Here is a 12,676-nt window from a genome sequence, read left to right on the forward strand (position 1 = left end):
TTTTATACCATTTCTGTTTTCATTAGAATTTGTTCTTCAATGGCATTCCAAAGTCCGATTCGTTTTTCTAATGCAAGAATAGAAATTTCTTCAACTTCTTTCCATTTTTGCGCATCATCTTCACATAAATCAGTGATCATTTGCATTGCCATTGGGCCATGTTCATCAGCATCTAATTCAATATGTCTTTCAAAATAATAAAGTAATTTGCGTAAATCTGTATCAGGAAGATTTTTTTGAAAGTTTTTCAAAATCGCAGTGAACATGCTCGGAATCAAATCTTCTCTTCCAAAAGTAAATGCTGCGGCAATTTCATGAGGTTTCCCTTGTTCGATTACTCTAAAAGTAAAATCTAAAAAGCCTTTTATATCTGCGTGTAATGAACTTTGTTTTATAGCAACAAAAATATTATGAAGTGAATTTACTTCAGATAAAAAATTGTTGATTCCGTTTGTATCAGCACCACAATCTTCCATTGCTTCAAGATACATTTCATAATGACTTTGTCTTCTTCCGTCAATAGTTAAATCTGTTTCTTCGGCAAGAACAATTTCGTTGATTAAGTATCTTGTTTCAGGATTTTTAGTGGCAAACCAAGGTGTTGTTGTACAAGTAAGTTTGGCTTGTAAAGCTTTTAATAATGACATAAAATCCCAAACTGCAAAAACATGACTTTCTAAAAAACGATGCAAATCATCAATGCTTTGTATTTTATTATATAAGGAATGTTGTAAAAGTTGATCTTTTTGAGGTTGAATGCTATTGTGTATAGTTTCAATATTCATTTGCGTAATTTTTTTGCAAAGATAAAAAGCTTCTTGATAACAAGAAGCTTTTCATATTGAATTTGTATATATTTTAATAGTTGTTTGTTATTTAAATGCTGCAATTCCAGTTACATCCATTCCGGTAATCAGTAAATGTATGTCATGAGTTCCTTCATAAGTTATAACACTTTCAAGATTCATCATGTGTCGCATAATCGAATATTCGCCTGTAATCCCCATTCCGCCTAACATTTGTCTGGCTTCACGTGCGATATGAATTGCCATATCAACATTATTACGTTTTGCCATTGAAATTTGAGCCGTTGTTGCTTTTCCTTCGTTACGCAAAACTCCTAAACGCCAGGTTAATAATTGTGCTTTTGTGATTTCGGTGATCATTTCTGCCAGTTTTTTCTGTTGTAATTGAGTTCCTCCAATTGGTTTCCCAAACTGAATTCTTTCTTTAGCATATCTTAAAGCCGTATCATAACAATCCATCGCTGCACCAATTGCTCCCCATGCAATTCCGTAACGAGCAGAATCTAAACAGCCAAGTGGCGCTCCCAAACCTGATTTGTTAGGTAAAAGATTTTCTTTAGGCACTTTTACATTGTCAAATATCAATTCTCCGGTTGATGATGCACGAAGCGACCATTTATTATGAGTTTCAGGAGTTGTAAAACCTTCCATGCCGCGTTCTACAATTAATCCGTGAATTCTTCCTGATTCATCCTTTGCCCAAACAACAGCAATATCTGCAAAAGGCGCATTTGAAATCCACATTTTAGCACCATTTAAAAGATAGTGATCTCCTTTGTCTTTAAAATTGGTAATCATACTTCCCGGGTCAGAACCGTGATCTGGTTCGGTTAAACCGAAACATCCCATGAATTCTCCCGTTGCTAATTTTGGTAAATATTTCATTCGTTGTTCTTCGTTTCCGTATTTCCATATAGGATACATTACTAAGGAAGACTGAACAGATGAAGTTGATCTTACGCCAGAATCTCCGCGTTCGATTTCCTGCATAATTAAACCGTATGAAATTTGGTCTAAACCGGCACCTCCATATTCAACAGGAATATATGGTCCGAAACCACCAATTTCTCCAAGTCCTTTAATAATTTGTTTAGGAAATTCTGCTTTTTGGGCATATTCTTCTATAATAGGAGAAACTTCTCTTTTTACCCACGCACGTGCAGATTCGCGAACTAATTTGTGTTCGTCTGTCAATAAATCGTCTAGGTTATAGTAATCTGGAGCTTGAAATAGGTCTGGTTTCATTTTTGATAGTTTTACAAAACAAATTTACGGAATAAAAATATAACAAAACAATGTTAAAATGTTATATTTTGATAAGCACGAAAGAAGAAAAATAGTATAAATGCAAATTTATTTTAGTTTATTGAAAATTTATAAGCTATTTTTGAGATTCCAAAAACAAAATGAATGAGGCTGATCATCTCTTTTTTACTCTTTTTTATTCTGAATAATGCATTTGCTCAACAAAAAAGTGCCTTAACAGAGCAAGAGTATTTAATATTACAAGATAAGATTCGATTAAATATTAATGTAAATGTTGATAGTGCTTTTGTATATGCTAATAAAATGGCAAATTCCAATAATTATAAACATTTGGCTTTTTCAAACGGAGCGTTGTCTTATCTATTTCAGTTAAGAGGAAAGACTGTTCAATCAAAAGAAAAATATAAATTGGCGCTTGATTATCTGGATAAAATGCCAGATTCCAGAGATAAAATACAGCTTAAAACTTATTTGTATAATTATGCTGGATTGAGTGAATGGAAACGAAGTGATTTTAGTAAAGCTTTAGAAAATTATCAGGAAGGAATGAAGCTTTCTGCACAAATTGGAGATGTTATTCAAATCGTAAAATTTAAAAATAATATAGCTTCAATAAATAATGCTGTTGGTAATTATCGATTAGCTATTAAAAATTTAAGACAAATTAATGATTTTGTTGATAAAAATGAAAGTTTTTATACAAGAGAACAATTTTTAAATACTAAGAGTAACATCAACTTAAGTTTAGCGGGTTCGTATGAGAATTATTACGCAAAAAACTTGACCAAAAAAATCCTGCTGGATTCTTCAGAATATTTCTATAAACGAACAATTAGTTATTCTAAAAATTTTACAGATAATAAAATAGTTGCCAAATTAAGTCTTGGTAATATCTATAGCTGGAAAAAAGATTATGTCAACGCTGAAAAAACATATTATGATATTATATTTTTAGCGAATCAAAATAATATGCAAGACATGTTATCTTCTGCAAATTACAATTTAGGAGATGTATATTATGCCACAAAAAAATATGATAAAGCCTTAGTTTTTTTTAAAAAATCTGACTCAATTGGTGCTATAACAAAAACGAATGGAGTAGATTATTTGAAGTCAAATTACTATCAGGCAAAGATTTACAATATTCTTAAAGAACCTGATTTAGCGTATAAGCATTCTAAAATTTATTTGGATAATTATGAAAAATCCGAAACAAAATTAAATGACCAAATTTTAGAAGTAAATTACAAACTGGGTGTAGGTGATTTAACTGAGGAGATGGTTTCTATTCAGGAAAAATATAAATATGAGGTTTTTTTGAATAAAGCCCTGAAAGTTTTTTACGTTGTTTTATTTGTTGCAATTGTCTTTTTGTTAATTAAAAACATTCGGGATAAAAACAAAGCGCATAAAAAAATGAACACTCTAATTGAAGAATTCAAAGCCAATCTGGAGAAGAAAAGTCAAATAGAACCACAAGAAGTTTTGATTGAGGCAGAAGAACAGGAAGAAATTCAGCTTAAAAAAGAAAATGTCAACTTAAGTATCGATGAGGCTAAAGAGAATAAAATAGTCGAAAAATTACTTGCCCTTGAAAGTAAACACGAATATTTACATGCTGATTTTACGTTATCGTATGTGGCTAAAAAAATAAAAACAAATACTACTTATTTATCTTATGTTGTGAATAAACGATTTGGTAAATCATTTGGAGAATACTCTAATGAGCTTAAGATTAATTATGTGATTAATGAAATGATTACCAATCATATGTATCGCAAATATTCTACTCAGGCTATTGCAGAAAGTGTTGGATTTAAAAATGCGGTATCTTTTGCTAAATCATTTCGCAAAAGAACTGGAGTATCTCCAGCTCAATTTGCGAATAATATTTAAATTAAAAAAAGCAACTTTTAATCAATTAGTGATCTCCAGCTCCTTTTCCATCTCTTATCGTTGGATCTACTTGAGGTTGATCACCATCGCCTCCGCGAACTGTTTTTTGTTGAGTTTTAGATAATGTTTCAGCCCCAAAATCTTCTAATTTAATTTTATAATTTTTCATGTTTTATATTTTATAGTTTAACTAAGTCCTTTATCTTCCCCAATAGTTGGCTCTGTGTCAACTCTACTAACTTTTTTTCTTGATCTTTTTATAACTTTTTCAGTTTCAAAATCGCTGACGGTTAATTTATTATTTGAAAGTACACGCTTAATACTTGAAAATCTCCAGTGATTTAATATGGTTTTTTGACCAGTTTTCAGATTGTTTTATGAAACTTTTCAAGTTTTGAAACATGATTTTTACCAGTGAAAGTACTTAAGGGTGAGTAGCACCTTTACCAGTTTGGTTACTTGGGTCAACAGGATCGTCACCTCCTTGAACTGTTTTTTGTTGATTTCTTGATAATTTTTCAGCTTCAAAATTCTCGAATTTTAATGTCGTATTTTTCATGTTTTTACAAATTAGGTTTATTGATTTATCAAAACTAGACAAAAAGCAAAACCCTTAATCGAGATTATGGTTTTGAGTACTTTGATCAATGAAAATATCACTTAATTAGCTGTAAAACAATTGTTTGTGTTTTTATTCAGACTGATATAATTTATAAATTGTATGTAGTATAATTAATAAATTGTATGCTTAGAGCACTTTTTTATCAATAAAAACACCAATATTTGCATTGTAATTATGATTTTAAAGATCCGAAAAGATGTTAAAACTTGTCCAAAAATTTCTACAAATAAATAGGTACTCGGAAATTAAAAATGAGTTTAAAGATTTGTTTCTTTCTCATCCTAATTATCCAAGCTTATTTGCGATAACAGATTCTTTGGATTTGCTTTCTGTAGAGAATGCAGCGGTAAGAGTTTCGAAAGAACAAATAGTAGATTTGCCTTCGAACTTTTTAGCATATTTTAAAGAGGAACTTATATTAGTAGAAAAGGCAAAAAATTTTGTTCGTATTAATACAATAAAAAAGGGAAGTGTAAAAATGCCCTATGAAAAGTTTCTTTTGGATTGGAATGGAGTAATAGTTGCAATAGAACCTAATAATGTAATTGCAAGAGATAATTTAAAAGTTGAGTTCAGCTGGTTAAAATATACTTTGCCGCTTTTATTATTAGTTGGATTATCTTTTTTTTATAATAGTTATAACCTATTTAGTGTTGTTTTTTTAGCAACATCAATTTTAGGATTTTTAGTAAGTGTTTTTATTGTTCAGGAAAAACTAGGTTTTAAAAATAGTATTATTTCAAGATTTTGTAATCTAAGTTCAAATTCTTCTTGCAGTTCTGTAATAAACGGTAAAGAAGTAATAGGAGATAAATGGATAAATTTTTCAGATTTACCACTTATTTTCTTTGGATCAAGTTTGATAGGTATTTTAATTCAGCCTTTAGAGTCGGCAATTTTTGTTGGGTTTTTAAGTTTATTGGCAATACCGGTAATTGTATCTTCAATTTGGATTCAAAAATTTGAAGTTCAAAAATGGTGTGTAATGTGTTTGGCTGTTTCGGCTTTGATTTTTGCACAAAGTGTCATTTGGTTTGCATCAGATTTGTTTACGTTGAGTTTTAGTTTTGAGAATGTTTTTCCATTCTTATTATCTGTAGTTCTTCTGATCCCGATTTGGTCCATTTTAAAAACAATGATAAAAACTATTTTAGGAAACGAGAATTCTTTGAAAGAGATGAAAAAGTTTAAAAGAAACTACTCTTTATTGAATTTCTTATCTAAAAAAGTTCCTTACACAAGTGGATTCGAAGATTTAAGAGGTTTGAATTTTGGAAACAGAAATGCAGCAGTAAAGCTTTCTATAATTATAAGTCCGAGTTGTGATCATTGCCATAAAACATTTCAGGAAGCATTTGATCTGGTATTAAGATTTCCGGATAAGATTTTTTTAAACGTTTTATTCAATGTTAATCCTGAAAATGCAGAGAATCCTTATAAAGCAGTTGTCGAAAGACTTTTAACTATAAATAGAGCAACACCGGGAAAGACAGTTGAAGCGATATCTGACTGGCATATTAAAAAAATAGGCCTCAAAAAATGGTTAAAAAAATGGCATGTTGATTCAGTAAATATGATGATCAATCAGGAAATACAAAAGCAATATGAATGGTGTTCTAAAAATAATTTTAATTACACACCGGTTAAAATTGTAAACGAAAGATTGTTTCCTATAGAATATGAATTAAGTGAATTAAAATATTTTCTTAACGATTATATAGAAGAAAAAGAGACCGAAGTTCTTGAAAAAACAGCATAGCTTCAGGAAATAAGATTGAGTAAGCAGTGGTGTTGTTTGGGAAAAAGATTAGATGAAGCAGAAAAAAATATCAAAAACTAATTATCATGATAAAAAACATTTTAAACCTTGAAGGAGCTCATTTGTTAAGTTCACATGAGCAAAAAGTTATACAAGGAGGACAGCCAATTCCACCATCTAACTGTCATTGCTTTTGTGTTAGAGGAAACGTGTCCAGTAGTGCATCTTGTTTTACATATTGCCCTGACGGATCAATTCCCGGTTTGAGCGAAGGAAGTACAGGAAATTGTAAGTTTCCTTTTGAATAATATTCTGGATTTTTAAAATAACTTAAAACAAAGAATCATGTTAGAAAAAATTTTAAACTTAAAAGGAGCAGAAGCACTAGGAGTAAGTGAACAAAAAAGCATTAAAGGAGGAAGTGTCCCACCTGATGGAGAATGTGGGGAGTTTGTGGTGTTCTCTGCTAGTGAGGCTCAATGTCTGGCGTATCCACGTAATTTACGACCTGTTTACATAGGATCAAATCAATGTTCGATATTAATGGCTCCGTGTTAACTATTGAAATGTTATAAGCATTATTTGATTTTGAATAACAATATTTATAAAATGTTAAAAAATATTTTGAGTTTAGAAGATGCACAGCATATTAGCAAAAATGAGCAAAAAACAATAAAGGGAGGAATTCCTGAATGTTGGATACATGCAATAGAAGCTGGTTGTGTTTTAATACCCGTAGGCGGAACCTGTCCTGTAAATACATTATCAGGTATTTGTGATACAAGTCGCCTTTGTTGTTAATTTTTAACCGTTTTAATAGAAGTACAAAATAGCCTTTTTTAGAATTTAGTCATGTTTTTTTTAATTTGTAGGCGCTCGATCGTGGAACATTGAGCAAATTTCCCAACATTGATGATTGGTGTAGGGATTCTTAGGAAATTGGTCACTGAGTTGATTTTAATTGGTTAGGGTTAACCAGTGCCATGTCCTACAGAAATTGTATTTCTAATAAATATGGTCTTTAAATACCTGACAGAGAAGATAATAATCTTCTCTGTTTTTTTATGTCATATCATGAAATTTAATCTTAAATTGCTCTGGAAAAAAAATATAAGTTGAAAAAATTCACCAATTATAAACAAGCTGACTATAAAGATTGTGGACCAACGTGTTTAAAAATAATTGCTAAGCATTACGGCAAAACAATCCAGATTCAGGAGTTGCGAGACATTAGTGAAACAACTCGTGAAGGAAGTAATTTGCTTTTTTTAAGCGATGCTGCAGAAAAAATTGGTTTCAGGACTTTAGGAGTGAAATTAAATCTTGAAAGATTAAACGAAGCGCCTTTACCTTGTGTTTTACATTGGAATAAAAATCATTACGTCGTACTTTATAAGATTAAAAGGGGAACGTATTATATATCTGATCCGGCTTTTGGTTTAATTGAATATAATAAACAAGATTTTCTTAAATTCTGGATAGGCAATAATGCCGATGATGCAACTCAGGAAGGAATCGCCTTATTGATGGAAGCTTCGCCAAAGTTTTTTCAGTCTGAATTTGACAAAGAAGAAAATAAAGGATTAGGCTTTAAATTGTTATCGCAATATGTATTGCGGTATAAATCATTTTTAACACAACTTAGTATAGGTTTATTAGCAAGCAGTTTGATTCAGCTAATTTTCCCCTTTTTAACTCAAAGTATTGTTGACGTTGGAATACAAAACCAAAATATTCATTTTATTTATCTCATTCTTTTTGCCCAGTTATTTCTTTTTGCCGGAAGAATAGGCTTAGAACTCATAAGAAGCTGGATATTATTGCATCTTTCGACAAGAATAAATATTTCGCTCATTTCTGATTTCTTCATTAAGTTAATGAATCTTCCCATTTCGTTTTTTGATGTGAGAATGACGGGAGATATCATGCAGCGCATAAATGATCATCGCAGAATCGAAAAAATCCTGACAACATCATCATTAAATGTGCTGTTTTCTGTAATTAATATGTTTGTTATGGGAGGAGTTTTGGCCTATTTCAACCTGCAGATATTTTTTGTGTTTTTTGCCGGAAGCATACTTTATTTTGGATGGATTACTTTATTTTTAAAAAGAAGAGAAGTTCTGGATTATAAGCGTTTTGCCGAGGTTTCTCAGGAACAAAGCAAAGTAATGGAACTTATTAACGGAATGCAGGAAATTAAACTTCATAATGCCGAAAAACAAAAACGTTGGGGTTGGGAATATGTTCAGGCAAGATTATTTAGGGTTTCTATAAAAGGATTGGTTTTAGAGCAAACACAAACAATTGGTTCTTCTGTAATCAATGAGTTGAAAAATATTTTTATCATATTTCTTTCTGCAAAATTAGTAATTGATGGTTCTATAACGTTAGGAATGATGCTGGCGATAAGTTCAATTGTAGGGAGTTTAAATGGGCCAATTACGCAACTTATAGAATTTGTGAGAGAACTTCAGGATGCTAAAATTTCATTAGCGAGATTGTCCGAAATTCATGAAAAGGAAGATGAAACCCAGCAGGAAGAACATCAAACTAGTGATGTGCCGTATGATTGTGATATTGATATAAAAAATCTTTCATATCGATATTTGGGATCTGATATTCCTGTATTGGATAATTTAAGCCTAAATATTCCAGCTAATAAAGTAACGGCAATTGTAGGTGTCAGCGGAAGCGGAAAAACGACTTTAATGAAGTTGTTGCTTAAATTTTATGAACCTGAAAAGGGAGAAATCAACATTGGTAATGCGCAACTAAGGAATATTTCACAAAAAGCCTGGCGAGCAAATATTGGAGCAGTAATGCAGGAGGGTTTTATTTTTAGTGATACTATTGCCAATAATATTGCAATTGGCGTGGATAAAGTGGATAAGGAACGATTGGTTTATGCTGCTGACGTAGCCAATATTAAAGAATATGTTAGCGGTTTGCCACTTGGTTATAACACTAAAATTGGTGCAGAAGGAACAGGAATGAGCACCGGACAAAAACAGCGTTTGTTAATTGCCAGAGCAGTTTATAAAAACCCTGAGATATTATTTTTTGATGAAGCAACATCAGCTTTGGATGCTAATAATGAGAAAGAAATTATGCAGAAACTTGATATTTTTTTTAAAAACAAGACAGTTATTGTTATTGCACATAGATTAAGCACAGTAATGAATGCGGATCAAATCGTTGTTTTAGACAAAGGAAAAATCATCGAAATAGGAAATCATTCGGCTTTAGTCGAGCAAAAAGGGAATTATTTTGAGCTGGTTAAAAATCAATTACAATTAGGAAATTAAATCATGGCTGAAGATACTACATTCGAACTCAGAAGTGAAGAAGTCCAGGACATTCTGACTAAAGTACCGCATTGGATGATCCGTTGGGGAACAGTTTTAATATTCGTAATTATTTTTATGCTGTTTTTCGTTTCCTGGTTTATCAAATATCCGGATGTTGTAAATACCGAAATTGTAATTACCACTAATATTCCGCCAGAGAAAATAGTTTCAAAATCTTCCGGGCGAATTGAAGCTATTTTGGTAAAAGATAAATCGATCGTGTCAAAAAATACTACACTTGCTATTATCGAAAACACAGCAAATTACAAAGACGTTTTTTCATTGAAAAAAATAGTTGATGAATATAATATTAATAATCCAAAGAAAGCTTTCCCGTTTGCTTTGCTGAAAAATGCACAATTAGGTGAAATAGAAAGTGCTTTTGCTGTTTTTCAAAAAGATTATCAGGCAGAACAATTGAATAAAAATCTTCAGCCGTTTGAAGTAGAAAACAGGGCGCAGGTTTCAGAAAAAATTCAAATCAAGGAAAGACTGGAAATTCTGCAACAGCAAAAAGTAATTAACGAAAGCGAATTACAACTTCAAAAAAATGAAATTGCCCGTTTTGAAACGTTATTCAATAAAGGAATTATTTCGGCTCAGGAAATGGAGGCTAAAAAATTAGGATATCTTCAGGCTCAAAAAAGCTATAAAAGCCTTTTAACGTCTATTTCGCAATTAAGGTCGTCTTTAATTGATAATTCAAAATTGAGTCAGAATTCACAAATAAGCGGCACTAAGGAAGAAGTTACATTAGGAAGAAACATGGCGCAATCTTTTTATCAGCTTAAAAAAGTGATAAAAGATTGGGAACTTGCTTATGCGTTGAAATCATCCGTTAGCGGAGTAGTTACTTTTTTGCAGGTCTGGACTGAGAATCAAACCATAAATGTGGGTGATAATGTTTTTTCAATTATTCCGGACACTAAAAATGGATTTGTCGGAAAAGTAAAAGCACCAGCGTTAAATTCCGGAAAAATAAAAGTCGGACAAACGGTAAATATAAGATTGGCGAATTTTCCGGATCGTGAGTTTGGTGTATTAAAAGGTAAGATTCGTAATATTTCTTTGGTTCCTGATAAAGACGGAAATTTATTATTGGATGTCGCCCTTCCAAACGGATTAATGACTTCTTATAAAAAACAAATCGTATTTCAGCAGGAAATGAAAGGAAGCGCTGAAATCGTAACCGAAGATTTACGTTTGATCGAACGTATTTTATATCAGTTCAAAAGTATTTTTGAGCAAGTTTAGAATTAACCAAAAACCATTTAAATAACCCAAAACTATTTTTTATATAATGAAAAAAGCTTTACTTATTATTCTTGTTTTATTATTTCAAATTGCATTTTCAAAGCCAATAACTGAAATTCAGAAGTTAGCGGCAACTAATAAAATATGGGGATTTCTAAAATATTATCACCCAAATGTGGCTGACGGGAGCAAAAACTGGGATGAAGAATTGTTTAAGATTTTACCAAAAGTAGAGGAAGCAAAATCAGCCGAAGAATTTTCATTAATAATCGAAAACTGGATTAGTTCTTTAGGAGAAGTAAAAGGATATAAAGTTGTTAAACCTGTTTCTAAAATCAATTATTTTGACAAGAACTTCGATTTATCCTGGTTGTCAAAAAATGAAGTGTTTTCTAAATCACTTTCAAAAAAATTAAAATTTATTGAAGAAAATAGAATTCAGACCAAACAGTATTATGTTAATTATGAATTGGGCAGTGGATCTGTGCCTTTGCAATTTACTAATGAAATTAAATATCCGGATTTTAAATGGACAGATAAAAATCTTCGTCTTCTGGCATTTTTCAGATATTGGAATTATATAGAATATTTCTTTCCCTATAAATATCAAATGGATCAAAAATGGGATAAAACCTTGGTGGAATTCCTACCAAGAATTATCGCTCCGGAGTCAGAAAAAGATTTTGTGTTAGCAATGCGTGAAATTTCTATAAAACTAAATGATACACATGCTTCAACTCAAATGTCTCAATTATTTGATTATTTCGGAGACAAATTTATTCCGTTTGATGTTAAAATAATTGATGAAAAAGCTGTAGTTATTGGTTTAAAAAATGACTCTTTGGCGAAGGTCAGTGATGTAAAAATTGGTGATGTTATTACAAAAGTGGAAGGAAAAACAATTGCTGAAATTATAAAAGAAAACAGAAAGTATGTTGAAGGATCAAATGAACCTTCAGTTTTGAAAAATGCATACTGGATTATTTTTAATGGAAAAACAGCATTAGTTGAAATTGAATTTATAAGAGATGGTAAAACAGCTGTAAAATCAATTAATAGATATAAATATCAAGATTTGAAAATTGAATATCCTAAAAAAGAAAAATGGAACATTTTAGAAGGGAATATTGGGTATGTTAATTTTGATGCCTTAGATGTTGAAGATGTTCCTAATTTAATAAATCAACTTAAAAATACAAAAGCCATTATTTTTGATGACAGAAGAAAACCTCATGATGTAATGTATGCGCTGGCAGACTGGCTTAATCCGAAATCGACAGAATATGCAAAATATATTGATCCGGACATCACTTTTCCCGGAAGATATATTTGGAGATCAGGAACTGAAAATTTGGGAAAAATTAATCCTGATTATTATAAAGGAAATGTTATTGTTTTAGTTGATGAAAATGCGGTAAGCCATGCAGAACATGCGGCTATGGCTTTGCAAACGGTTCCAGCTACAATTGTAATAGGAAGCCAGACCGGAGGTGCAGATGGAGGAAACTATAAATTTTCGATCATAAAAGGATTATCTTCTTCATTTACCTGTTATGGCGTTTTTTATCCTAATAAAAAAGAAATTCAACGTATTGGGATTGTTCCTGATATTGAAGTAAAGCCAACGATTTTAGGTATTCAGCAAGGAAAAGATGAGGTTTTAGATCGTGCTGTTCTTTTTGCAAAAAGCGGAAAATAGGAAAGTTTAATCTTTGTCAGAGTT

General features: G+C 31.3%; 12 protein-coding genes. 8 read left to right on the top strand and 4 right to left on the bottom strand.

Going from position 1 to position 12,676, the window contains the following annotated elements; genetic code table 11:
- Positions 1–2: 2 nt before the first annotated feature.
- The gene (locus ACHZDT_RS00745) at positions 3–785 is read right to left on the bottom strand and encodes a DUF3050 domain-containing protein (protein WP_394772750.1); all 783 of its coding nucleotides are present in this window, start codon (positions 783–785) and stop codon (positions 3–5) included.
- 87 nt (positions 786–872) lie between these two features.
- Positions 873–2,051, bottom strand: a complete 1,179-nt coding sequence (locus tag ACHZDT_RS00750; protein WP_394772751.1) for an acyl-CoA dehydrogenase family protein — start codon at positions 2,049–2,051, stop codon at positions 873–875.
- Between the two features lie 165 nt (positions 2,052–2,216).
- Between ACHZDT_RS00750 and ACHZDT_RS00755 the strand changes: the two genes are divergently transcribed.
- On the top strand, positions 2,217–3,968 hold the full coding sequence (locus ACHZDT_RS00755; protein ID WP_394772752.1) for a helix-turn-helix domain-containing protein: 1,752 nt from the start codon (positions 2,217–2,219) through the stop codon (positions 3,966–3,968).
- 25 nt (positions 3,969–3,993) lie between these two features.
- Here the strand turns inward: ACHZDT_RS00755 and ACHZDT_RS00760 are convergent, their stop codons facing one another.
- Positions 3,994–4,137, bottom strand: coding sequence for an rSAM-modified peptide (locus ACHZDT_RS00760; protein ID WP_394772754.1), 144 nt, complete (start codon positions 4,135–4,137; stop codon positions 3,994–3,996).
- Positions 4,138–4,392: 255 nt separating this feature from the next.
- A complete protein-coding gene (locus ACHZDT_RS00765; RefSeq protein ID WP_394772755.1) occupies positions 4,393–4,527 on the bottom strand; it encodes an rSAM-modified peptide in 135 nt (44 codons plus the stop codon).
- A 259-nt stretch (positions 4,528–4,786) separates the two neighbouring features.
- Between ACHZDT_RS00765 and ACHZDT_RS00770 the strand changes: the two genes are divergently transcribed.
- From ACHZDT_RS00770 to ACHZDT_RS00800, 7 genes are all read left to right on the top strand, one after another.
- Positions 4,787–6,349, top strand: coding sequence for a vitamin K epoxide reductase family protein (locus tag ACHZDT_RS00770; protein ID WP_394772756.1), 1,563 nt, complete (start codon positions 4,787–4,789; stop codon positions 6,347–6,349).
- 86 nt (positions 6,350–6,435) lie between these two features.
- The gene (locus tag ACHZDT_RS00775; protein ID WP_394772757.1) at positions 6,436–6,657 is read left to right on the top strand and encodes a hypothetical protein; all 222 of its coding nucleotides are present in this window, start codon (positions 6,436–6,438) and stop codon (positions 6,655–6,657) included.
- 37 nt (positions 6,658–6,694) lie between these two features.
- The gene (locus tag ACHZDT_RS00780) at positions 6,695–6,907 is read left to right on the top strand and encodes a hypothetical protein (protein WP_394772758.1); all 213 of its coding nucleotides are present in this window, start codon (positions 6,695–6,697) and stop codon (positions 6,905–6,907) included.
- A 51-nt stretch (positions 6,908–6,958) separates the two neighbouring features.
- A complete protein-coding gene (locus ACHZDT_RS00785; protein ID WP_394772759.1) occupies positions 6,959–7,150 on the top strand; it encodes a hypothetical protein in 192 nt (63 codons plus the stop codon).
- A 314-nt stretch (positions 7,151–7,464) separates the two neighbouring features.
- Positions 7,465–9,657, top strand: coding sequence for a peptidase domain-containing ABC transporter (locus tag ACHZDT_RS00790; protein WP_394772760.1), 2,193 nt, complete (start codon positions 7,465–7,467; stop codon positions 9,655–9,657).
- A 3-nt stretch (positions 9,658–9,660) separates the two neighbouring features.
- The gene (locus ACHZDT_RS00795; RefSeq protein ID WP_394772761.1) at positions 9,661–10,953 is read left to right on the top strand and encodes an HlyD family secretion protein; all 1,293 of its coding nucleotides are present in this window, start codon (positions 9,661–9,663) and stop codon (positions 10,951–10,953) included.
- A 46-nt stretch (positions 10,954–10,999) separates the two neighbouring features.
- Positions 11,000–12,652 carry a S41 family peptidase gene (locus ACHZDT_RS00800; protein ID WP_394772762.1) on the top strand — a complete coding sequence of 551 codons (1,653 nt, stop codon included), beginning with the start codon at positions 11,000–11,002 and terminating at the stop codon, positions 12,650–12,652.
- Positions 12,653–12,676 lie beyond the last annotated feature (24 nt).

Origin of the sequence: Flavobacterium sp., assembly GCF_043722275.1 — a bacterium.
Classification (GTDB): domain Bacteria; phylum Bacteroidota; class Bacteroidia; order Flavobacteriales; family Flavobacteriaceae; genus Flavobacterium.